This window comes from Mangrovimonas sp. ST2L15, from assembly GCF_001280515.1.
Lineage (GTDB): Bacteria > Bacteroidota > Bacteroidia > Flavobacteriales > Flavobacteriaceae > Mangrovimonas > Mangrovimonas futianensis.
This window is the reverse complement of sequence record NZ_LBIQ01000030.1, coordinates 1,101,070-1,124,296: the sequence shown is the minus strand read 5'-3', so window position 1 is coordinate 1,124,296 and position 23,227 is coordinate 1,101,070. Positions and strand designations below refer to the sequence as shown.

The following is a 23,227-nucleotide window of genomic DNA, read 5'->3' as shown; positions in this document are numbered from 1 at the left end:
TCTATCTAATTTTCAAGGTCACAATGGATACAATCGCGAGCATGATTCCGATGATCCAAAACCGAGTCACTATCTTGCTTTCGTGGTAACCTGATTTTTGATAATGGTGATGCAAGGGCGACATTTTAAAAATTCGTCTTCCTTCTCCATATTTTTTCTTAGTGTATTTGAAATAGCTCACCTGCATAACCACAGATAAATTTTCAGCCAAAAAGATGCCGCATAAAACAGGTATTAGCCATTCTTTTCTAACAGCAATAGCAATAACTGCAATAATTCCACCTATAGTCAAACTACCCGTATCGCCCATGAACACCTGAGCTGGATAGGTATTGTACCATAGAAAACCTATTAAGGCTCCCACAAAGGCCGTTATGTAAATGGTGATTTCCTCAACTCGAGGTATGTACATGATATTTAAGTATTCTGAAAAGATGATATTACCAGACACCCAGGCAAAAATCCCCAAGGTCAGAGCTATGATGGCAGAAGAACCTGCCGCCAGACCGTCAATACCATCAGTAAGATTAGCACCATTTGATACTGCCGTGATAATAAAAATAGACACCAAAATAAAAATCACCCAAGCATACTTCTTAAACTGCGGACTTATCCAAGTAATCAAGCTGGCATAATCAAATTCGTTTTTCTTAACAAAAGGAATGGTTGTTTTGGTCGATTTTTCTTCCGCTTTAAACAATTTGGAAGGTTCTGCATTAGGGTTTTCGGCCAAAATCTCCTTTTGTTGCTCAACTGGCAACTTTTCCTTGATAGTTACATAGTCATTGAAGTATAAAGTGGTTCCCACAATAATACCCAAGCCAACTTGGCCCAAAACCTTAAATTTCCCTTTCAAACCTTCTTTATCATTTTTGAATTTTTTGATATAGTCGTCAATAAATCCAATAGTTCCCATCCATAAGGTGGTAACCAGTAATAAAATGATGTAGATGTTCTCCAATTTGGATATTAAAAGAACAGGAATCACGGTAGCCATAATGATGATGATACCACCCATGGTAGGCGTTCCTGCTTTCTCAACCTGTCCTTCCAAACCTAAATCGCGAATCGTTTCCCCGACTTGCTTTTTTTGAAGGAATTTGATGATTCGCTTTCCAAAAATCATGGAAATAAGCAAAGACAAAATCATCGCAACCGCCGCCCTAAAAGTGATGTAACCAAACAAGGCAGCCCCAGGTAGTTGATAATGCTTTTCTAAATAGTCAAATAAGTAGTACAACATCTATTTTTGTAATTGCTTTAAAAATTCCTTTACTATTTTAAAATCATCAAAATCAAATCGTTCTCCTTTGATTTCTTGATAAGTCTCATGCCCTTTACCAGCGATTAGAATGATGTCTCTTTCATTAGCCAGTTGACAAGCCGTTTTAATGGCTTGTTTCCTATCAGTTATGGACATGGTTTTTTTGAAATTTTGAGGTTCTACTCCAGCTTCAACCTCAGAAATAATGGTCTCAGGATTTTCACTTCTGGGATTATCACTTGTAAAAATGACTTTGGTGCTTAACTGAGAAGCAATATGTCCCATTTTTGGTCTCTTGGTTTTATCTCTATCGCCACCACACCCTACAACCGTTATCAATTCTTCATTTTTAGTCCGGATACTGTTTATGGTTTCCAATACATTTTTTAAAGCATCTGGCGTGTGTGCATAGTCTACAATAGCCGTAATCTTACTTGACGACATGAGATACTGAAACCTACCTGAAACACTTTCCAAATCACTTATCAATCTTAGGATTTCAACCTTCTCAAGTCCCAGCAAATCCGCAACTGCATAAATAGCTAAGATGTTATATGCATTGAAATTGCCAATCAATTTCGTCCATACTTCATTGTCATTTATCTTGAGCAACAAGCCACTAAATTGATTTTCTAGAATCAGCGCTTTGTAATCGGCATAACTTTTTAAGGCATAGGTGAATTTTTTTGCCTTGGTATTTTGCAACATAAATGACCCATTCTTATCATCTACATTAACCAAAGCAAAAGCCGATTCCGGTAGTTCATCAAATAAGCGCTTTTTGACATCTCTGTATTCGGCAAAGGTTTTATGGTAATCTAAATGGTCGTGAGTCAAATTTGTAAAAATCCCTCCTGCAAAATGAAGACCCAAAGTTCTATTCTGATGAATACCATGGGAACTCACTTCCATAAAGCAATACTCCACCCCTTCATCATTCATCATCTTGAGATATTTATTAATCGTCAAGGAATCTGGTGTTGTGTGAGTTGCTTTATACTTCTTTGAATCGACCATAATTTTCACTGTAGAAAGCAAACCAACTTTATAGCCTGCGTTCTTAAACAACTGATACAGTAAAGAAGCTATGGTAGTTTTACCATTGGTACCTGTCACTCCTACTAATTTCAAATTTTCGGATGGCATGGAATAATAATTAGATGCCATGATAGCCAAGGCGCTTGATGCATTTTCAACTACTATGTAAACCACCCCATTGACTAACTCAATGGGTAATTTTTCACAAATAATAGCTGAAGCGCCTTGACCAATAGCCTTATTAATGTAATCATGGCCGTCTGCAACAGTACCTCGAATTGCTACAAATATGTCGTTCTCAGAAATAGCCCTTGAATCAAACTCAATTTTGTTTACAGACAAAGAAGTATTGCCCACAACAGAATTGAGAGAAACCTTATATAGTATGTCCTTTAATTGCTTCAAGATGCTTTTATAATTATTGTTTGATTCTGTTTTAATTTTTCACCCTTACCTATGGACTGGGATTTTACTACTCCATTTCCTTCAACTTGAACCTTAACGCCTATATCCATATTTTCCAACAAGGAAATGGCATCCATAAGAGGTAGTCCAGTCACATCTGGCATAATTGTTTTATGGTTTTGAGCCAATTTGAAAAAGGACTCATATTCACTCCCTACTTTAGGGTCATTGACTTCAAGGGTTCCCATGCGATCAATAATAGGTGTATCGGTAAATATTTTTTGGGCAATTCTTTTAAACACAGGCCCGGAAACATCTGCCCCATAATACCCTTTTTTTATACTTGGTTTATGAATCACAACAATGCATGAATACTTAGGATTTTCAGCTGGGAAATATCCTGCAAAAGAAGACACGTATCGCTTATTTTCCTTCCAGCCTTCCATCCAATACTCAGACTGCGCTGTACCCGTTTTTCCGGCCATAGAGAAATAGGGCGAATACAATGAACTCCCCGTACCTCTCTCAACTACATGCTTTAATATATCTTGAACCTCTTTTAAGGTCTTATCGGAACAAATCTTATCGTTGATTATTTCCCTTTCAAAGGACTCCATAGATTTATTCAGCTCTTTAACTTCCCTAATAAATCTGGGCTTCACCATAATCCCATCATTAGCTATGGCATTATAGAAAGTTAGCGTGTGAAGTGGCGTTAATTCCAAATTGTAACCATAAGCCATAGAAGGCAACGCATTTCTACTCCATTTTTTACTTCCAGGCTCTGGGATATCTGGCGTTCCCTCTCCATTTATTGGCAAACCTAATGGTTCATTGAGCTTCCAGTCTTTTAATCGATTAATAAACTTTTCCGGATTGTCTTTATAGCCTTCATCCAAAATGGTTGCCAAACCAATATTTGAGGACACCTCCAAAGCTCGAGCTGCTGAAATTTTACCAAAACCACCGTGATGGGAATCATTGATTGGGCGCCCATAGAAAAATTTCTTACCCTTTTTAGTATCCACAACAGTCGAAGTATCTATCAACTTATCTTCCAAAGCCGCCATTAAAGCCATGGTCTTAAACGTAGACCCGGGCTCCAATGCCTCCCAAACAGCATAATTGCGTTTTTCATAGTAAGTCCCCTCACTTGTTTTTGCTAAATTGGAAATAGCTCTTATCTCACCAGTTTTTACTTCCATGACAATCACACATCCGTGATCTGCTTCATAATACTCCAACTGCTGCAATAAGGAATGATGTGCTATATCCTGAATATTGGTACTTATTGTGGTATAAATATCATATCCATCTTTAGGTTCCACTTGATTATAGTCAGTCATTGGCTTCCATTCTCCTTTTCCTATTTTCTGCTTTAGCCGCTTACCGTCTGTGCCTCTTAAATATTTAGCCCCAAAAGCCCCATCTATTCCAGCTCTTGTAACATTACCTTTTTCATCAAAACGCTCATACCCAATTGATCTATGAGCAATTCCACCCATAGGATATTCCCTTTTAGTTGTCTGCTCAACAATCAATCCCCCTTTGTATGCTCCAAGATTCAGCATAGGAAAATTTCTTAAACGCAAATAATCTGAATAGCCAATATTTCTGGCTAATAGATAATAGCGGTTTTTATTAGCCCTAGCATTTCTAATGTTTTTCTGATAGTATGAAGATGGCTTCCCTGAATATTTTGAAAGGGAATCACATAATGGCTTCAAGTATTTCTCAAAGGTTTTGGCAGAAGGGGTCACAGCGTCGATCCGAATATCATATTTTGGAATACTCGTTGCTAACAAATTCCCCCCTACTGAATACACATTACCACGATTTGCCGGAATAACAACTTGTTTCACCAATCGACTCTCAGCTAACGCTCGATACTTTTCACCATTGATAAATTGAATACTGAAAAGCTTAAACACAACTAGAAGAGCGAAGATGAACATACATCCTGCTAAAAAATACAATCGGTTTAATATGTTCTTCTCGCTTATTGCCAAGTTGAACCTAATTTTTAGAATTTACTTTTATTTTTGTCGGCGGTATTTCTGAAATCATGATACCCTTCTCTTTCATCAAGACCTCCACAGTAGTCTCATTTTTCAACCTCATCAATTTACTCCTCCCCTCCACAAAAGCCGAATGAAGTTCTTTCACCTCATTACCCAAACGAGCTATTTCATGAACTTTGGCATCTGCGCTATGAGAACTAGCAATCATAACCATCGCCAAAACAGACAAGAACAAGATCATTCTCCAATTCTTAAACGAATCATCACTGACCAAAAACGTTCCTTTTAATATGCCTGAAATTTTACCGCTCACTACTTTATAATTTTTCAGCTATTCTCAATTTTGCACTCCTAGCCCTACTGTTCATTTCTATCTCTTCTCGAGAAGGCACAATCAACCCTCCTATTTTTTTCATCGGCACCTCAAAATTCCCAAACATATCCCTCTCAGGCTCTCCTTCAAACATACCGTTCCTTATAAAGCGTTTTACTAATCTATCCTCCAACGAGTGATACGATATGACGCTCAGCCGACCTCCTTTTTTTAAAACTTCAGGAACCTGCTCCAAAAACTCTTTCAGCACTTCTATTTCCTGATTTACTTCTATACGGATAGCTTGATAAATCTGAGCCAATACCTTATTCTCCTTCTTATGATTCAAAAAACGTTTCAACACGTCTTTTAAATCACTAGAAGTCTTAATTTCTTTTTGATTTCTTTGATGTACTATTTCTCTGGCCATAATCGGAGCTTGTCGCAACTCGCCATAATCTTTAAGTACCCTTCTTAGGTCACTCTCATCATATTCATTCACCACATGATAAGCAGACAATCTACTTTGTTGATTCATCCGCATATCCAAATCGGCGTCAAAGCGAGTAGAAAATCCTCTTTCAGCGACATCAAATTGATGTGAAGACACTCCAAAATCACCTAGCACACCATCCACCTCCTTCACACCATGAAACCGTAAAAATCTTTTCAGATATCTGAAATTCTCATGGATAAGTTGAAATCTCGGATCGTCAATTGTATTTTTAAGAGCATCTGGATCCTGGTCAAAGGCATACAATCTGCCATTCTCTCCAAGTCTATTAAGAATTTCCCTGCTATGTCCACCACCTCCAAAAGTGACATCTACATAAACACCATTCTCTTTAATGTTTAGACCATCAACGGTCTCCTTTAGCAAAACTGGATTATGATATTCCATCTTCATCATCTTGTCCCATTACCTCTTCAGCTAAATCTGCAAAATCAAGCGCAGCATCATCAATCGCCTTTTCATAGCGATCTTTATCCCACACCTCAACAATATTGATTGCCGATGACAACACAATCTCTTTCGAGATATTTGCAAAGACCACCAAATCCTTGGGAATTAACAACCTACCTGAATTATCCACTTCAATAATTTTCACTCCCGCTGTAAACCTCCTGATAAAATCGTTATTCTTTTTCTTGAATCTATTAAGCTTATTCACCTTTTGCATCAAGGCCTCCCATTCATCCATAGGATATAATTCAAGGCAAGGTTGAAAAACAGCTCTCTTTAAAACAAACCCCTTCTCCAAAACAGGCATTAGCTGCTTTTTAAGCGGAGCAGGCAACATCAGCCTCCCTTTCGAGTCAACTTTGCATTCGTATGTTCCTATTAATGAGTTCAAAAGCCGTATAGATCTATAAAAACCAAATATATTGAAAAATATACCACTTTTTACCACAATCTCCCACTTTGTTGATAATTTTTCGACCAAACAAATCTTTAATTCGACATGAACACTTGCCAATGCCCTAATTCAAAGAGGTTCATAGTTTGGAAAAAAGTGGGAGAAATACACGCCCTAAATTGTTAATATCTGTCAGCCCACATTTAAATTCAGGTTAAAGATTTAGAACATATTAATTATGATTTACCTATATTTGTTTTTGATGAATAGACCAAATTATTAATGGCTCATAGACTTAAAAAAGAGAAGAGTTACAGCTATATTGAAGTAGGAGAAGGAACCCCAATCATTGTTTTACACGGTTTGATGGGTGGGTTGAGTAACTTTGATTCCGTTACTGATTATTTCAGTAAAAAAGGTTTTAAGATTGTAATTCCGGAACTCCCCATTTACACCATGTCCCTTTTAAAAACGAACGTAAAAAGTTTTGCTAAATACCTTTACGATTTCATTGAATATAAAGGCTTTAAAGAAGTTATCCTGCTTGGAAATTCGTTAGGAGGACATATCGGACTTTATCACACTAAACTTTATCCTGATAAGGTTAAGGCTTTAATCATAACAGGCAGCTCTGGTCTTTATGAAAGTGCAATGGGAAGTGGATATACAAAAAGAAGTGACTATGACGTGATCAAGAAAAAGGCTGAAGAAGTTTTTTATGACCCTAAAGTAGCTACTAAAGAAATTGTTGACGAGGTTTTTGCAACGGTCAATGACCGAAATAAACTAATAAAAACACTTGCAATTGCTAAAAGCGCCATTAGACATAATATGGCAAAAGACCTCCCCAATATGGAGATCCCAATTTGTATTATTTGGGGAAAAAATGACACGGTAACACCTCCTGAGGTTGCTGAAGAATTTCACGAACTTCTACCCGATTCTGACCTCTTCTGGATTGATAAATGTGGTCATGCGGCTATGATGGAACATCCTGATGAATTCAATGAGATATTGGATAATTGGCTTACCAAAAAAGGCTACAAATAAGATAACATGGAAATAAAGTCAGCGGAATTTGTGATGAGCAATTCTGACGTTGCAAAATGTCCTAAAAACAACTTACCAGAATACGCATTTATAGGACGAAGCAATGTTGGTAAATCTTCCTTAATTAACATGCTGACCAACAGAAAGAGTTTAGCAAAAACCTCTGGAAGACCAGGTAAAACACAGTTAATCAACCATTTTATAATAAATGGCAATTGGTATTTGGTGGATCTTCCTGGGTATGGTTACGCGAGAGTTTCTAAAAGCGCCAAAAAAACATTTCAGAAATTTATTACTGAATATTTCAGCAAAAGAAAACAACTGGTGTGTGCCTTTGTTCTTGTAGATATTAGACACAAACCCCAACCTATAGATTTAGAATTCATGCAGTGGTTAGGCGAGAACATGATCCCTTTTTCCATCATTTTCACCAAAGCCGACAAACTAAAACCGGGTGCTATTGATAAGCATATTGAAGACTATAAAAGTGATATGCTTCAATTTTGGGAGGATATGCCCAATTATTTTATAACCTCCTCATCCAAAAACGTAGGAAAGGATGAGCTGTTGAATTATATTCAAGATCTTAATCAGAATTTGTTTAAATGAAACAAATCCTAGTCGTTATAATCATTTCGATATTAAGTTTTCCCACATTTTCTCAAGATAAAATTTACCTTGATACCACAGGACAAGAAATTAATTGGGAAAAATATAGAGCAAAATGGGGAGCGGATTCCCTTAATTCAACATGGAGTTATTTTAAAAATGATACCCAGTACTTCCAACTTTCCAAAAATTTATATTTAAAAGGTTTGTTTGATTACAACCAAATACGGAATCAATTAGAAATTATTACGCCACATAAAATCCCCCCTAACTGGTCAATAGTTATAGAATACAGATACAAAGATGACCTTTGTACAAATAACAGAGATAACATTTGGGATAGCACAGAAATAACCGACCGAAAAATGTTTCTAAATGACATCCAGGAATTACTAAACGAAAATGAAATTTATTTTATCGTCTTATTTGAAGAGGGAATCAAATTAAAAAATAGAAAATCATTTAAATCAGAATACTTTTTTAATGACCCGGACAATTTCTTTAAGAACAAACTACAATTAACTCCTACACTTTGCGGAACCTTTATTGCCATAAACCCCGAAGGGGAAACCTTAATAAGAAATGGCGAATATCGGGCCGACCAAATGGCCGATCATCTTCTCCCTGTCAATTGGAGTCAATTTTTTCATGATTAAAAAAGGAAAGCTAAATCCTTAGAGAACATTAAGCCTTAACATCCAAAGCATCTCTTAAGGCATTCCCCATGAGCATAAAGGCCATTACCAAACTCATAATGCACAATCCAGGAATAATTGCTAAATAGGGTTTTCCTAAAATGATGTAGTTATAGTGATCTTTAATCATGGCGCCCCAACTAGCCATGGGCGGTTGAGCTCCAATTCCTAGAAAACTCAAACCACTCTCAATCAAAATAGCTGATGCAAAATTAGCTGCCGAAATAACAATAACGGGAGCCATAATATTAGGCAGGATATGTTTTGTAATAATCCTAAAATCATTGTAACCCAAAGCCCGAGCTGCCGTTACATACTGCATTTCCTTCACACTCATAATTTGACCTCTTACCACTCTAGCCACTTCCACCCACATAGTCAAACCAACAGCAATAAAAACTTGCCAAAACCCTTTGCCCAATGCCAATGTTATTGCAATTACAAGAAGTAATGTAGGGATAGACCAAGTCACATTGATGACCCACATGATAACAGCATCAATTTTCCCTCCAAAATAACCGGCTAAACTCCCCATGAAAATCCCAATAATTAAGGAGATAAAAACAGCCACAAAACCTATAAAAAATGAAATTCTAGCTCCTACCAACACTCGGCTCAACAAATCGCGACCGTATTTATCCGTTCCAAAATAGAAAGTCTTTTCTTCCAATAATTCCTTTTCTGAAATACCATTAAGAGCCAAGTATTTCTCCTGCCCTTCTAGCCCATCTGCAGCATACTCTGAATAAAAAAGAGTGTCCTTTTTAACTGTAAAACTGGAAATTGGAACTTCGGTTCCCGTGTTCCTATCACCAAAAAAAAGTTTACTAAAAAAACCTTGATTCGAATTCAACTCAGAAGGAATGGAAATCATTTGAACCTGAAATCCTGGTTTTTTAGAATGGATTGCCAAATGCATCTGATTGGCATTTTGAGAATTATCAGGCGCCAATGGATAAGCGAAAACAGCAACCAATCCTACCAAAACAATAAAAATAAAACTAAAAACGCCCCAAAAATTCTGTTTGAATTTTTGGAGCGCTAATTGCCACAATGAGTTGTTATTAGCTTCACCCATTCTTTATTTATTCCTTTACTGAAGAAGCTGCCACTTTTTTGATAGAATAAGTCATTTTTAGATCTTCCAAAACATTTAAGGCTTCCTCAATGTAAACATCTTGACTTAAAGATTTATGCCAACTATCTCTTCTGTCTTTGAGAACCGTATCATTAGCAAATAACTTTTGTTCATAAGGTAAAGATTCAAAAACAAGATTGGTTTCATATTTGGAAATCTTATCAAACTTTTTGGCTTCCTCCTCATTCTTCTCCAACATTGCTTTATAAGCCTCATAATTTAAAGAGTGTTGGGTTTCATCCATTCTAGCTTTCACCCATTTAGCATTCTCCTCAATTAATTTCAACTGCTCATTATCTGCCATTCTCTTCTTACTATTGCTTATAGTAGTATCATAATCAAAATAGCTATCCCATAAATCATAATCAACGGCATCAATCTTATCCCAAGGAAGCGGATTTTGCTGATCTTTCTCACCAATATTTATAAAACTATATCTATCAGGAACAACTACATCACTCTTAACACCTTCCAATTGTGTAGAGCCACCATTAATTCTGTAGAACTTTTGAGTGGTTATCTTAAGAGCTCCCAAATCACCTTCTTGATTGTTTCTCACCATTCGGTTTAGATCATAAAGATTTTGCACGGTCCCCTTTCCAAAGGTCTGCTTGCTACCTATTATGATTGCTCTTTTATAATCTTGCATTGCTGCTGCTAAAATCTCTGAAGCTGATGCCGATAATTCATTTACCAAAATCACTAACGGACCATCCCAAACAATGCTGCGATCATCATCTTTCAACACTTCTTTTTCCTCGTTAGATCTAACTTGAACTACAGGACCGTCTTTGATAAACAAACCAGCAATATCCACTACGGTTTGAAGCGACCCTCCTCCATTATTTCTCAAATCCAAGACGAGACCTTCCATACCTTCTGCCTTTAATCTTTCAATTTCCTTCTTTAAGTCTGAAGCGGCATTTCTGTTTTTGTAATCTTCGAAGTCAACATAGAATTTTGGCAAATTAATAACTCCGAATTTCTTATCGTCTTTTCCTACCATTGCAGACTTGGCATAAGTTTCTTCCAACTCCACAATGTCTCTGGTTATGTTTATATCCTTGATTGTTCCGTCCACTTTCTTGATGGTCAATGTCACTTTGGTTCCTTTAGGTCCCTTAATTAACTTAATCGCATCATCTAAGCGCATCCCAACAATATTTACTGCTTGGACTTCATCTTCCTGACGAACCTTCATTATGATATCTCCCACTTCCAATTCTTTACCTTTCCATGCTGGCCCACCTGAAATCAACTCTACGATTTTGGTGTTATCCATTCTTTTCTGAAGTCTAGCTCCGATACCTTCTAATTTCCCAGACATTTGTTGGTCAAATCGCTCTTTGTCCTCTGGAGCAAAATAAAAAGTATGGGGATCAAATTCACTGACAATGGCGTTCACATACATGGCAAACCAATCCTTTCTCGCTAAATCGTCCACATAATCTGTGTAATACATATTGATCGACTTCAAAGTCTCTTCTCTAGACTTTGATTCCAACTCAGACATAGACTTCTTAGCTGTTGAAGTAGAATCATTTTCCTGTAAAACAATTAAATCATCATAATTGGCAAGATTGGTAAATTTCAACTGCTTTCTCCAACGGTCACGCATTTCTTTTTTAGACGACACATAGGCCTCATTCTCATAGTCTGAGCTATAAGTCTCATTCACTGTATAATCGAAAGGCTTATCTAAAACATCCTTATAAATAGCCTTAGCTTCCTCGATTCTTTTAATCAATCTTTCATGAGTTAAGCTGAAAAATGAAATATCATAAGCTTTCAACTGGTCATCCAGTTCATATTTATACTTTTCAAACTCATCGATATCCGACTTGTAGAAGTACCTCTTTAACGGATCTATTTGATCTAAATAGTTGTTATACACCTCCTCTGAAAAGTCATCATTAAAATCCCTTGGAGAGAAATGCCCCCTTTGAAGGACATAGGTAATAACTTGAACTAAAAGTTTGTCTTTATCTGGATCATCAAAAGTTTTGGTGGTAAAACTACAAGATGCAAATGCCAACAACAACACCAACATCAACACTTTATAATTCCTTTTCATAAATCTTATCATATTAATATAAAATTAGCCCAATATAGGTGTTTTTTGGAAATATCATAGCACCTGTAAGAAATCGGCTAATTCTCTTAGGGTTTAAATCTTAATTCTACTAAAATAAAGAAAAAACTATGCCAATAAAATCTGCCGCTGATAATTTTTTGTTAAACAGAATAGCGTGGGCTTTCCGTTGGAATTTATGTATTTTAGCGAAACTCAATAAAATTTGCTTATGACAACTAAAAAGCCCTTGATTTTGGTAACCAATGATGATGGGATTTCAGCCCCAGGTATTAGATCTTTAATTGAAGTTATGAATCAAATAGGCGATGTTGTAGTAGTGGCTCCAGATAGCCCTCAAAGCGGCATGGGACATGCGGTTACATTAAACTCCACGCTTTACTTAGAGAAAGTGGTCATAGACCAAGGAAACCAAGAAGAATATAGCTGTTCTGGTACTCCAGCCGATTGTGTGAAAATGGCTATAAAGGAGATTTTAAAAAGAAAACCAGACATCTGTGTCTCGGGTATTAACCATGGTTCGAACTCATCCATTAATGTTATATACTCTGGAACCATGAGTGCCGCAGTTGAGGCAGGAGTTGAAGGCATACCTGCCATAGGTTTCTCATTATTAGATTATGATTACAATGCCGATTTTTCTGCCGCAAAAGAAATAGCTAAAACAATAACCCAATCAGCCTTAAAACACGGCATTCCTACTGATGTAGTTTTGAATGTGAACATTCCTAAGGCAACAAAAAATGAAATTAAAGGCATTAAAATATGCAGGCAAGCCAGAGCCAATTGGGAAGAAGAATTTGACAAACGAAAAACACCACAAGGCAAAGATTACTATTGGCTGACTGGTAAATTTGTAAATCTTGATCAAGGTGAAGATACCGACGAGTGGGCTCTAGAAAACAATTATGTCTCTGTGGTCCCCATACAATTTGATTTAACGGCTCACCATGCTATACAAAATTTAAATACTTGGGACTTTAATCATGAATAAACAAGTTATTTTAGGAATGCTCAATGGGTTTGCATTCACCCTTTTAGGCTTTATTTTAATTCTATTAGTGTTCAGTTCCCAAGTAAGCGTCACAGAAGTTATTGAAGCAGCCATCAAGGAAGGTTATTTAGGAAAACTTATCAGTTTTGCAAGCATCATTAATATCGGTCCGTTTTTTTATTTCATACGAAAAAGAAAAGATAATCGTGCTAAGGGAGTGATTTTTGCCACTATTTTGATAGCTCTTATCATGATAGTTTTTAAATTTATATAATTTTCAATCCGATGAAATATTACATCATAGCTGGAGAAGCCTCAGGAGACTTACATGGCTCCAACCTCATGAAAGCATTGCTTAAGGAAGACCCTCAGGCAGATTTCAGATTTTGGGGTGGCGACTTAATGGCTTCGGTTGGAGGCGAATTGGTAAAACACTATAGGGATTTGGCTTTTATGGGTTTTGCCGAAGTTGTTATGAACCTTAGAACCATTACCAAAAATCTAGCATTTTGTAAGGAAGATATTTCCAAATTCAATCCCGATGTACTTGTCTTCATTGACTACCCAGGCTTCAATCTTAGAATTGCTAAATGGGCTAAGGAAAAAAATATAAAAACTCATTATTATATTTCCCCACAAATTTGGGCTTGGAAAGAAGGTCGCATTAAAGATATCAAACGGGATATTGACCACATGTATGTGATTCTGCCATTTGAGAAAGACTTTTACGAAAAGAAACACGGCTACCCTGTAGAATTTGTTGGCCATCCACTTATTGATGCCATTTCAAGCCGAACCCAAGTAGACGAGTTTGAATTTAGGGAAACGCATCAGTTGGGCGACAAACCCATTATAGCCTTATTACCAGGGAGCAGAAAACAAGAAATTACCAAAATGCTTTCTGTAATGTTGTCCTTGGTTGAAGATTATCCCGATTATGAATTTGTTATAGCCGGCGCACCAAGTCAAGAGTATAGCTTTTATGAGCCCTTTATCAAGAATAGCAATGTGCATTTTATTTCAAATAAAACTTACGACCTTTTAAGCGTTTCCACAGCTGCCTTGGTAACCTCGGGAACTGCAACTTTGGAAACAGCCCTTTTTAAGGTGCCTGAAGTAGTATGCTATAAGGGTAGTTGGGTTTCATATCAGATAGGAAAACGTTTGGTAAAAAACATCAAATACATTTCTTTGGTAAACCTCATTATGGACAAAGAAGTTGTTACTGAATTGATACAGTCCGATTTTAATAAGACCCGATTAAAAAAGGAATTGGATATCATTTTGGATGATTACGAGCGAACCAAATTCTTCATTAACTATTATGATTTGGAGAAAAAATTAGGAGGCAAAGGCGCTAGTGAGAAGACAGCACAACTCATTTATCATAACATACAATAGCGTTACACATCTTTTTTGAATCCAAACCAAGAATTTCTATAGGATATTTTTTATTTTGGCAGAATGCAACGAATCTTAACCTTCCTTTTTGCCTTTATGTTACTTGCTTCTTGTGGTTCTTCCAAGAAAGCAAAAGTAGTTACTAAAAGAGATAAGCAAACCAGCTCGTCAACCTCTTCTGCCAAAAGTGATAATTGGTCTACTAATGCAGAGAGTACCTCCACTGCAGACTATTCCACCATTAAAAAAATTATTAAAGAAGCAGAATCCTACAGAGGAACAAGATACAAATATGGCGGAACGACAAAAAAGGGCATGGATTGCTCTGGATTGGTTACCACGGCTTTTAAGAGTGAAAATATTGCTCTTCCGCGATCTACAGGTGAAATGTCTTCATACGGAGATTGGATTGATTTGAAAGAAGTAAAAGAAGGTGACCTCCTGTTTTTTGCCACATCAAAAAATAGCCGCAAGGTGAACCACGTGGGATTGGTTGTAGATGCCAGACCAGGTTTTGTGCAATTTATTCACTCCACAACAAGCGCAGGAGTCATAACTTCCCAACTTTCAGAACGTTACTGGTATTTCGCCTTCGTTCAGGCGCGTCGAGTTATGTAAGTTTTTTACTATCTTAATAGGATGAAAGCCTTGAATTTCATCCTCATTAAACTTACATCGTGTCTTGTTTTGGGCATTTGGCTAAGCAGAACATGGCAAATTTCTTTATCCATTTCGGCTCTTCTATGTAGCATTTTTATACTAGCATTGACAATTGCTTATTTCTATCAGAGAAATTCAACAAAAAACTTTATTTGGTTCGGTTTTCTAGGTCTAGCAACAATGATTTTGATTGGATGCTTGATTGAAAACATTCATAAAGATTTGAATGACCAGAATCATTACTTACATTCCGAAGCTTTTCAGAATCAATCCCCTACTATACTCACCTTCAAAATCAAGGAAACATTAAAGTCCAATTCATTTAGCGATCGCTATGTTGTCTCCATTTTAGAATTAGATTACAAAAAATCCATGGGAGACGCACTTTTACTAGTTAAAAAAGATTCCACCTCAAGAAAACTCAAAATAGATGATTTAGTTTTTGGCAAAACCAAATTGGAAGCTCTTAAAACCCCATTTAATCCGGGACAATTTGATTATTCAGCCTATTTAAGCAACAAGCAAATCTATAGTCAAATATATGCTACTAACACCCAAATCCTAAAAATTGGAGAACAGAGAAGCCTACTAGGTTTAGCTGATCAAGTAAGAAATACTATTTATAAAAAACTGTCTAAGTATAATTTTTCAAAAGATGAATTGGCGGTAATCCAAGCACTTTTACTTGGTCAAAGAAATGATATAAACAGTGAACTTTACAATGACTATACTAATGCTGGGGCCATACACCTTTTGGCAATTTCTGGATTGCATGTGGGTATTATTTTGCTCATACTTCAATGGCTTTTAAAACCCTTGGAACATTTTAGATATGGTAAACGCTATAAAATGGTTTTGATCATTTTTCTCATTTGGAGTTTTGCAGTCATTGCAGGCCTTTCAGCTTCAGTTACTAGAGCAGCAACTATGTTTACAGCGATTGCCATTGGCTTAAATTTAAACAGACCTACAAACACCATTAATAGTTTGGCTATTTCTGCTTTTGTTCTTCTCGTTCTAAAACCCTCCTTCCTATTTGAAGTTGGTTTTCAGTTAAGCTATTTGGCCGTATTGGGCATTGTATTGTTTCAACCCTTTTTTGACAGAATGTGGAACCCGAAAAACATCATTCTTAAAAAATTCTGGCAAGCGGCCACAGTATCCTTGTCTGCTCAATTTGGCATTTTTCCATTAACGCTCTATTATTTTCATCAAATTCCAGGATTATTTCTCCTTTCAAACCTCGTTGTCATTCCTTTACTAGGATTCATTCTAGGCTTGGGGATTGTTTCCATTTTAATGGCATTACTCAACATACCTCAGAATCCCATTTTTGATTTGTTTGGCACATCCATTGAAACTATGAATCGCTTCTTTGGATGGGTTTCAAAGCAGGAACCTTTTCTTTTAAAAAACATCTATTTCAATATAACGATGGTTCTGCTATCCTACATCATAATCGTTTACATATATAGGCTTAAAAACAATCCCAGATTTAAAAACCTTATTTGGATTACGGTTGTAATTATCCTTTTACAACTAAGTTTCCTATGTGTCAAATTCCAAAACCAACAGAGCAATCAATTAATCATATTTCATAAAAGCAGACAGACCATTCTAGGCATAAAACATGGTAGGAAACTTCACATTCAATCAAAAGATTCTAGTGAAAAGCTCTACTTTTTAAAAGACTTTAAAACAGAAAGATTTATTAATCAAATTGCATACGATAGCATTCATCCATATTATAGTCTTAATAATACACGAATTATAGTGGTCGATAGCTTGGGGATTTACGGTTTAAAGGCTAAAAAGGCAGATATTATCCTATTACGACAATCACCTAAAATTAATTTAAAAAGAATGATCGACTCTCTTAAACCAAAACAAATCATTGCAGATGGCAGCAATTATAAAAGCTATATAGAGCGTTGGAAGGAAACCTGTAAAATAGAAAAACTCCCCTTTCATTCTACAAATGAAAAGGGAGCCTTCATCATTAATTTGAAATAGTCCTTAGTTTGAAAACTCTGGTTTGAATGCTTGAAAATAAGCATTAAAATCTTCTTGAGTTTTCATATTTTCATGAGCGTTATCCTTAAATAACTTCAAATACAATTCCAATTGTTGTGGCGTTTTATAACCAATTATAGGTGAAAGATATTCAGCATTTTCATCCATAAATACTAACGTGGGATAAGAACGAATCGAAAAATACTGAGACAACTGGTGTTGAGAATTTCTTCGATTTGCCTTAGCCGGATCATAATTAGGATTGGAAAATGTTTTCCCTTTGAAATTGATGGTTTCATCACCTTCAGCATTGAACTTTACTGCATAGTAATGCTCATTCACATATGCTACTACATCTTTGTTGTGAAAGGTATTTTTATCCAACATTTTACAGGGACCACACCAATTGGTATAGGCATCCATAATTATTTTTTTTGGGTTCTTTTTCTGAAGTGCTACTGCCTCTTCAAGTGTCAACCAATTAATTTCTTGTGCAACACTGCTCAAGGTCATCCCTAAGACAGCTATTAAAACAACATATATTTTTCTCATAATATTTAAAGTAGTAAAAGTGGACAATAACTTACAAAAGAGCTAGAAACTAAACCAATTTCCGACCCAATTTAACGTTTTCCACTAGCGAACACCATGCATAAGTTTCTTAATCCAAGGATAAAGAACCATGGACAATACTGCTAAGGCAAATGATACACCCGTTAAAATCCAGAAGAAATAGCTAATTCCATGTTCATCTGCTATACCCTCAGAAGATTCAGCAAACATCCCTGCCAATTTCATACCAATAGCTATGGCTAAATACCATATACCAAACATGGTCGCAATCATTCTAGCAGGAACCAATTTACTTACATAGGATAAACCTACTGGCGAAATACAAAGTTCTCCCATGGTATGGAATAGATAAACAAGGATCAACCAAATCATGCTCACAGAAGCCGTTTCCTGTCCAGGTGCAATTCCATTTGCTCCAAAGGCCACACACGCCATTCCCACACCCAATAACATCATCCCAATTGCCCATTTCATGTTAGCATTGGGATTGTATTTGCTTTCCCACCATTTTGAAAATAAAGGAGCCAGCGTAATGATAAATAAAGAGTTTAATACAGAGAACCAAGAAGCTGGGACTTCCGCTTGGTCTTTTTGGAATTCAGATATCAACATCCAAATAGCAATTGCCCATACTATCAAGAAACTTAAACCAAGAAAAATATTGGATAAAGAATACTTAGAAAAAGTCTTTCTAAATAGCATTCCTAAAACCCAAGTAATTAATCCAAGCGGGACAATCGTTATTAATGAGTTGACAATTTTAAAAGTCAATCCAGCACCACCCTCTAAAGTTCTTTGGGTATAATCCCTAGCAAAAACGGTAAGGGAACTTGGAGACTGCTCAAAAATGGCCCAAAAGAACATGGTCACGAAAGCAAAGAAAATGATGGCAATCATTTTTTCCCTTGTTGTTTTCACATACTTAGGAATCCTAATAAATAATAGTAGAATAAAAATTAACAAAGCCATCAAAATGATTATCGTTGGCCCTGTCAAACCGAAAGCCTCAAAACTAAACAAATTGATACGGCCTTCTGATATCTTTGAAATTGGGTCATTTAGAATCCATGCTAAACCTAATACAGCAGAAACCAAAATCATAACTCTCTGTAATGGTGTAAAAGGATTAAGTTTATCTTCAGATTCAGAGTCAATGGGAGAAGTTCCCGCCACTATATCTATAACATCTTCATTCTTATTTTTTGGTTTTAAGGCGATATTACCAAATATTCCTTGAGCAAACCAAAATTGCAACAAGCCAAACAACATAAAAATACCGGCTACTCCAAAGCCCCAAGACCAACCTACCTTTTCTCCAAGATATCCACAAAGTAAGATTCCTAAAAAGGCTCCAGCATTTACTCCCATATAGAAAATGGTATAAGCTCCATCTTTCTTTTCGGGTTTCTCTTTGTACATTTCAGAAATAATAGAAGTCATGTTTGGTTTGAAAAATCCACTTCCAAATACCAAGAATGTTAATCCCAAGTAAATAAAGAATGTTGTTTCCAAAGCCATACAAGCGTGGCCAAGTGTCATTAATAAAGCTCCAATTACTACGGCCTTTCTAATACCTATTACGTTATCTGCAAAATATCCTCCCAACATAGTGGAGAGATACACTAAAGATGTATAAGTTCCAAATATGGCGTATGCCCATTCTGGTGGCCAACCCCATCCTTCATCCATAATAGAAGCTGTGAAAAATAGGATTAAAAGTGCTCGCATTCCATAATATGAAAAACGCTCCCACATTTCAGTAAAAAACAAAACAAAAAGTCCTGCAGGATGCCCTAGAACTTTATCCTTAAACAGATTTTCGATGTCAGTATTCATAGTATAATTAGTTAGTTAATTTTCTCTTCTGCAAGTTCAAAGCCCTCTGTTAATTCATCGTTCATTTCTCTTTCATTGTCTTCAACCCCATGAGTCAAAACTTCTAGTTTCTTTCTAAACATCATAACGATGGCTCCAAATATCACACAAAAAATAGCAATACCGGTAAAAATGGTGAACTCTCCAAATTTTGAAGCGGATTCCCCTAATAAACCAGCCAGTTTATTTCCAAACCCTGTCATGGCAAAATACACACCCATCATTAGAGAGGCGTATTTTAAAGGTGCTAACTTCGTAATATATGAAAGCGCTACTGGAGAAATACATAACTCCCCAACTGTATGGAACAAATATGCCAAAACTAACCAATACATTGCAGAAGACCCTGTACTCTCAAATTGCGATGCAGCAGCAGACATAAAGAAGAATCCTGTACCCATGATAATCAACCCTACTATCATTTTGAATAAAGATGTTGATACTTTCCCTTTGAGTTTTCTGTGTGCCCAAAAACCAGCCACAGTTGTACCAAGAAAAATGATAAACATAGCATTAAGAGACTGAAACCATGAAGCAGGAACCTCCCAACCCATTAAGTTTCTATTGGTGTTATCCATTGCATAGATATTCATGAGACCTCCTGCTTGTTCAAAGGCACCCCAAAAAACTATCACTAGCAAAAAGGAAATAAACAAAACAACTATTCTATCCTTTTCAATTTTGGTCAAAGGCTTATTCATCGCCTCTTTATCTAAATCGTTTCCTGAATCTCCAAGGAAATTCCCTACGTGTTTCAAATATTTTTGTCCTGCTAAATATTGAATTAAACCAAGGGCCATTCCAATACCTGCTAATCCGAATCCATAGTGCCATCCATGAACTTCACCAACATACCCAACAATCAAACTTGCTAAAAAAGCACCAACATTAATTCCGATATAAAAAATGGTAAAACCTTTATCTCTTCGGATATCTCCTTGTTTATAAAGACCTCCAACCATAGTTGAAATATTAGGCTTCAACATACCAACTCCTGCAATAATCAATCCCAAACCTGTATAAAAGGCCCACATTTGCTCAATAGCCAATATACTATGTCCAGCAACCAACAAAATACCACCATAAAGAACTGACTTTTTCTGTCCAAGAAGCTTATCTGCAATCCATCCTCCAGGAATGGACGCCACATAAACCAACATGGTATACCATCCATAAAGTGCTAGTGCATTGTCATTAGTCCATCCTAAACCAGGATTATCTCCAGTAGATTGTGCTACTAAATAAAGTACCAAAATGGCACGCATTCCATAGTAAGAAAAACGCTCCCACATTTCAGTAAAAAATAAGACATAAAGCCCAATAGGATGCCCAAAAAGTTCTTTTTGTTTAACAGTTGTTGAATGAGTCATAATATAAAGTTAGTTAGTTTATCCTTTGATTTCTGATTTTTCTTCTTGTTCCAAATCTTCTTTTTGGATTTTGTCCCCTAAGGTTTCATCAATAAAATGGGACATTTTTTTATAAAGATGAAGTCTCGTATTTCCGCCATAAATACCATGATTTTTATCAGGGTAAATCATCCACTCAAACTGTTTATCTGCCTGAATTAAGGCTTCCACCATTCTCATGGTATTTTGTAAATGCACATTATCATCTGCAGAACCGTGAATTAACAAGAAGTCCCCCTTTAATTTATCTACATGACTTAATGGCGAATTCTCATCATAACCCGTAGGATTTTCCGAAGGTGTAGTCATATAACGTTCGGTATATACCGAATCATAAAACCTCCAGCTCGTTACCGGCGCGACTGCTATAGCCATTTTAAACACATCATTCCCTTTAAAAAGGGCATTACTACTCATAAAGCCTCCATAGCTCCATCCCCAAATTCCAATTCGTGATTGATCAATATAAGAACGTTCTCCCAATTTTTTGGCAGCGGCAATTTGATCTTCGACTTCATACTTCCCTAATTGCTTTTGGGTGACTTTCTTAAATTCAGCTCCTTTGAATCCGGTCCCTCTCCCATCTACACAGGCAATGATATACCCCTTTTGGGCCAAGTATTGAAACCAATAATCATTACTACTATTCCAGCTATTGCTTACCGTTTGTGAACCTGGACCGGAATATTGATACATGAATAAAGGATATTGCTTATTTTCATCAAAGTTTGCAGGCTTGATCATCCACATATTTAGTTCCTCTCCATTCACTTGAATGGTGCTGAATTCCTTTTGTGAAGTAGTATAATCTTGTATTTTCTCCGCCAATTTATCATTGTCTTTGATACTCTTGATGACATTTCCATTTTTAGCGTCATTTAAAGTATATTCTGGAGGTGTTGTAGCACTAGAGAAGGTATTAATGAAAAATGAAAAATCTGCGCTAAAGGACGCATTATTTGTTCCTTCACTCTTTGTTAAACGTTCTTTATCCCTTCCATTTAATTTAACCGAGTAAACATCTCTATTAATGGATCCATTTTCAACAGATTGATAGAATATTTTCTTTTCCTTTTCATCATAACCGTAATAGTTGGTTACCTCCCAATCTCCTTTAGTTACTTGATTCACGAGCTTACCATGTTTGTCATAGTGGTAAATGTGATTGAACCCATCTTTTTCACTAGTCCAAATAAAACTATTGTCCTTTAAAAAGGTTAAGTTATCAGTAACATCTACATAAGCCCCATCTCTTTCCTCCAATACCAATTCAGGATTTCCTTTTTTGGTGTCAATCATCCAAAGATCCAATTCATTTTGGTGACGATTTAGATATTGAGCGCTTAAAACATCTACATCTTGGCTCCATTTGATTCTTGGAATATAAAAATCTGTGTACGATTTATTCACTTCAATTTCTGATACTTTATCAGCGTTCAAATCATATAGATGTAGTGAAACTTGAGAGTTAGCTTCTCCCGCTTTTGGGTACTTGAATGTATCTTCATGAGGATATAAATCCATTCCATAAACATCCATAGTGAATTCTGGAACCTCAGTTTCATCAAACTTGATAAACGCAATTTTATCACCATCGGCATTCCAATCAAAGGCTCTCACAAATGCAAATTCCTCTTCATATACCCAATCGGTAATACCGTTGATAATTTTATTCTTTTCACCATCAAAAGTGAATTGGGTGGTCTCCTCTGTTTTCAAGTCTTTAACAAAGAGATTATTCCCTTTTCCGTAGGCTATTTTGTCACCTGAAGGAGAAAAGGTAGGTTCTTGAATCTTATCTTCAGAAACCAAAGTTAAAGCACCGGTCTCTACATTATAAACATAGTATTTCCCCAGTGCCGAATGCCTGTAAATGGCCTTCATTTCTGTAGCCAAAAGAATTTGACTTTCATCTTCACTAAAAGTGTAATCTGTAAAATACCTCACCTGATCCAAATCTTTTGAATCCACCAAAGTTTTGACCTTCTCCAAGGTTTGATAGTCATAGACCTCTATGGAAGTTGAGGCCGTATTTCTATTGAAGTTTAAAACTGAATATTGTTGCCCATTGGCCATAGAATGCAGAGCGTCCATTCTTTCAGTTCTGAAAGTTCCGGTCCATATGTCTTCTAAGGTTATTTCTTTATTTTGGGCTGATATTAAAAAGGTTGCTAAAAAATAAAAAAGGAAGAATTTTCTCATTGAATTTGAATAAAAAAATGGTTTTTTCAAAATGTTGTCAAGTTTACTAAAAATTATACAAAAAACCGTATTTATTAACAGTTTAATAGGCTTTTAAATGCTAAGTTAAATGCAATT

The 23,227-nt window shown here is 36.2% G+C and carries 20 protein-coding genes; 8 read left to right on the top strand and 12 right to left on the bottom strand.

All coding sequences use genetic code 11. The features are described 5' to 3' along the window. Nucleotide 1: 1 nt before the first annotated feature. The 6 genes from mraY to mraZ form a co-directional block, all read right to left on the bottom strand. Nucleotides 2-1,243 carry a phospho-N-acetylmuramoyl-pentapeptide-transferase gene (gene mraY / locus ZA07_RS08760; RefSeq protein WP_053971319.1) on the bottom strand — a complete coding sequence of 414 codons (1,242 nt, stop codon included), beginning with the start codon at nt 1,241-1,243 and terminating at the stop codon, nt 2-4. Continuing rightward, the gene (locus ZA07_RS08755) at nt 1,244-2,707 is read right to left on the bottom strand and encodes a UDP-N-acetylmuramoyl-L-alanyl-D-glutamate--2,6-diaminopimelate ligase (RefSeq protein WP_053971318.1); all 1,464 of its coding nucleotides are present in this window, start codon (nt 2,705-2,707) and stop codon (nt 1,244-1,246) included. It abuts the gene before it with no gap. Next, nucleotides 2,704-4,662, bottom strand: a complete 1,959-nt coding sequence (locus tag ZA07_RS08750) for a penicillin-binding protein (RefSeq protein WP_053971317.1) — start codon at nt 4,660-4,662, stop codon at nt 2,704-2,706. Before ZA07_RS08750 ends, ZA07_RS08755 begins: the two co-directional genes overlap by 4 nt. 61 nt (nt 4,663-4,723) lie before the next feature. Further along, nucleotides 4,724-5,041, bottom strand: a complete 318-nt coding sequence (locus ZA07_RS08745) for an FtsL-like putative cell division protein (protein ID WP_053971316.1) — start codon at nt 5,039-5,041, stop codon at nt 4,724-4,726. A 4-nt stretch (nt 5,042-5,045) separates the two neighbouring features. Then, on the bottom strand, nt 5,046-5,942 hold the full coding sequence (rsmH, locus tag ZA07_RS08740) for a 16S rRNA (cytosine(1402)-N(4))-methyltransferase RsmH (RefSeq protein ID WP_053972103.1): 897 nt from the start codon (nt 5,940-5,942) through the stop codon (nt 5,046-5,048). Beyond that, complete coding sequence (gene mraZ, locus ZA07_RS08735) at nt 5,929-6,396, bottom strand: division/cell wall cluster transcriptional repressor MraZ (protein WP_053972102.1); 468 nt, start codon at nt 6,394-6,396, stop codon at nt 5,929-5,931. Before mraZ ends, rsmH begins: the two co-directional genes overlap by 14 nt. A gap of 285 nt (nt 6,397-6,681) precedes the next feature. Between mraZ and ZA07_RS08730 the strand changes: the two genes are divergently transcribed. Genes ZA07_RS08730 through ZA07_RS08720 form a run of 3 tightly spaced genes read left to right on the top strand, consistent with a single transcriptional unit; the run spans nt 6,682 to nt 8,714 of the window. Continuing rightward, nucleotides 6,682-7,449, top strand: a complete 768-nt coding sequence (locus tag ZA07_RS08730) for an alpha/beta fold hydrolase (protein ID WP_053971315.1) — start codon at nt 6,682-6,684, stop codon at nt 7,447-7,449. Between the two features lie 6 nt (nt 7,450-7,455). Continuing rightward, the gene (yihA, locus tag ZA07_RS08725; RefSeq protein WP_053971314.1) at nt 7,456-8,058 is read left to right on the top strand and encodes a ribosome biogenesis GTP-binding protein YihA/YsxC; all 603 of its coding nucleotides are present in this window, start codon (nt 7,456-7,458) and stop codon (nt 8,056-8,058) included. Then, complete coding sequence (locus ZA07_RS08720; RefSeq protein WP_053971313.1) at nt 8,055-8,714, top strand: hypothetical protein; 660 nt, start codon at nt 8,055-8,057, stop codon at nt 8,712-8,714. Before yihA ends, ZA07_RS08720 begins: the two co-directional genes overlap by 4 nt. Nucleotides 8,715-8,742: 28 nt before the next feature. Here ZA07_RS08720 and ZA07_RS08715 read toward each other — a convergent pair whose 3' ends face one another. Both ZA07_RS08715 and ZA07_RS08710 read right to left on the bottom strand, forming a co-directional pair. Beyond that, nucleotides 8,743-9,831, bottom strand: coding sequence for an ABC transporter permease (locus ZA07_RS08715; protein ID WP_053971312.1), 1,089 nt, complete (start codon nt 9,829-9,831; stop codon nt 8,743-8,745). 7 nt (nt 9,832-9,838) lie between these two features. After that, nucleotides 9,839-11,965: a carboxy terminal-processing peptidase gene (locus tag ZA07_RS08710; protein WP_053971311.1), complete on the bottom strand. Its 2,127-nt coding sequence runs from the start codon at nt 11,963-11,965 to the stop codon at nt 9,839-9,841. Between the two features lie 229 nt (nt 11,966-12,194). Here ZA07_RS08710 and surE point away from each other — a divergent pair, with 229 nt between their 5' ends. The 5 genes from surE to ZA07_RS08685 all read left to right on the top strand — a co-directional run bounded on the left by surE (nt 12,195) and on the right by ZA07_RS08685 (nt 17,051). Continuing rightward, nucleotides 12,195-12,977, top strand: a complete 783-nt coding sequence (gene surE / locus ZA07_RS08705; RefSeq protein ID WP_053971310.1) for a 5'/3'-nucleotidase SurE — start codon at nt 12,195-12,197, stop codon at nt 12,975-12,977. Then, nucleotides 12,970-13,251, top strand: a complete 282-nt coding sequence (locus tag ZA07_RS08700) for a hypothetical protein (RefSeq protein ID WP_053971309.1) — start codon at nt 12,970-12,972, stop codon at nt 13,249-13,251. The genes surE and ZA07_RS08700 overlap by 8 nt, the downstream gene beginning before the upstream one ends. 11 nt (nt 13,252-13,262) lie before the next feature. Further along, entirely contained in the window at nt 13,263-14,378 is a 1,116-nt protein-coding gene (lpxB, locus tag ZA07_RS08695) for a lipid-A-disaccharide synthase (protein WP_053971308.1), read from the top strand. A 63-nt stretch (nt 14,379-14,441) separates the two neighbouring features. Next, the gene (locus tag ZA07_RS08690) at nt 14,442-14,996 is read left to right on the top strand and encodes a C40 family peptidase (RefSeq protein ID WP_053971307.1); all 555 of its coding nucleotides are present in this window, start codon (nt 14,442-14,444) and stop codon (nt 14,994-14,996) included. Between the two features lie 21 nt (nt 14,997-15,017). Continuing rightward, nucleotides 15,018-17,051, top strand: coding sequence for a ComEC/Rec2 family competence protein (locus ZA07_RS08685; RefSeq protein WP_082316552.1), 2,034 nt, complete (start codon nt 15,018-15,020; stop codon nt 17,049-17,051). 3 nt (nt 17,052-17,054) lie between these two features. On the opposite strand, the gene ZA07_RS08680 is transcribed toward ZA07_RS08685, so the two are convergent. The 4 genes from ZA07_RS08680 to ZA07_RS08665 form a co-directional block, all read right to left on the bottom strand. Further along, nucleotides 17,055-17,603 (bottom strand): thioredoxin fold domain-containing protein, encoded by a 549-nt coding sequence (locus ZA07_RS08680; protein ID WP_197276717.1) that lies wholly within the window; start codon nt 17,601-17,603, stop codon nt 17,055-17,057. 84 nt (nt 17,604-17,687) lie between these two features. Beyond that, entirely contained in the window at nt 17,688-19,460 is a 1,773-nt protein-coding gene (locus tag ZA07_RS08675) for a peptide MFS transporter (RefSeq protein ID WP_053971305.1), read from the bottom strand. Nucleotides 19,461-19,471: 11 nt separating this feature from the next. Next, the gene (locus ZA07_RS08670; RefSeq protein ID WP_053971304.1) at nt 19,472-20,869 is read right to left on the bottom strand and encodes a peptide MFS transporter; all 1,398 of its coding nucleotides are present in this window, start codon (nt 20,867-20,869) and stop codon (nt 19,472-19,474) included. 18 nt (nt 20,870-20,887) lie between these two features. Beyond that, a complete protein-coding gene (locus ZA07_RS08665) occupies nt 20,888-23,110 on the bottom strand; it encodes a S9 family peptidase (RefSeq protein ID WP_053971303.1) in 2,223 nt (740 codons plus the stop codon). Nucleotides 23,111-23,227: the final 117 nt, after the last annotated feature.

Bases quoted from the DNA above. Each gene is read 5' to 3' on its own strand.
- mraY (WP_053971319.1), bottom strand. From the start codon at position 1,243: ATGTTGTACTACTTATTTGACTATTTAGAAAAGCATTATCAACTACCT.
- ZA07_RS08750 (WP_053971317.1), bottom strand. From the start codon at position 4,662: ATGTTCATCTTCGCTCTTCTAGTTGTGTTTAAGCTTTTCAGTATTCAA.
- rsmH (WP_053972103.1), bottom strand. From the start codon at position 5,942: ATGGAATATCATAATCCAGTTTTGCTAAAGGAGACCGTTGATGGTCTA.
- ZA07_RS08730 (WP_053971315.1), top strand. From the start codon at position 6,682: ATGGCTCATAGACTTAAAAAAGAGAAGAGTTACAGCTATATTGAAGTA.
- yihA (WP_053971314.1), top strand. From the start codon at position 7,456: ATGGAAATAAAGTCAGCGGAATTTGTGATGAGCAATTCTGACGTTGCA.
- ZA07_RS08720 (WP_053971313.1), top strand. From the start codon at position 8,055: ATGAAACAAATCCTAGTCGTTATAATCATTTCGATATTAAGTTTTCCC.
- ZA07_RS08715 (WP_053971312.1), bottom strand. From the start codon at position 9,831: ATGGGTGAAGCTAATAACAACTCATTGTGGCAATTAGCGCTCCAAAAA.
- ZA07_RS08710 (WP_053971311.1), bottom strand. From the start codon at position 11,965: ATGAAAAGGAATTATAAAGTGTTGATGTTGGTGTTGTTGTTGGCATTT.
- surE (WP_053971310.1), top strand. From the start codon at position 12,195: ATGACAACTAAAAAGCCCTTGATTTTGGTAACCAATGATGATGGGATT.
- ZA07_RS08700 (WP_053971309.1), top strand. From the start codon at position 12,970: ATGAATAAACAAGTTATTTTAGGAATGCTCAATGGGTTTGCATTCACC.
- lpxB (WP_053971308.1), top strand. From the start codon at position 13,263: ATGAAATATTACATCATAGCTGGAGAAGCCTCAGGAGACTTACATGGC.
- ZA07_RS08690 (WP_053971307.1), top strand. From the start codon at position 14,442: ATGCAACGAATCTTAACCTTCCTTTTTGCCTTTATGTTACTTGCTTCT.
- ZA07_RS08685 (WP_082316552.1), top strand. From the start codon at position 15,018: ATGAAAGCCTTGAATTTCATCCTCATTAAACTTACATCGTGTCTTGTT.
- ZA07_RS08680 (WP_197276717.1), bottom strand. From the start codon at position 17,603: ATGAGAAAAATATATGTTGTTTTAATAGCTGTCTTAGGGATGACCTTG.
- ZA07_RS08675 (WP_053971305.1), bottom strand. From the start codon at position 19,460: ATGAATACTGACATCGAAAATCTGTTTAAGGATAAAGTTCTAGGGCAT.
- ZA07_RS08670 (WP_053971304.1), bottom strand. From the start codon at position 20,869: ATGACTCATTCAACAACTGTTAAACAAAAAGAACTTTTTGGGCATCCT.
- ZA07_RS08665 (WP_053971303.1), bottom strand. From the start codon at position 23,110: ATGAGAAAATTCTTCCTTTTTTATTTTTTAGCAACCTTTTTAATATCA.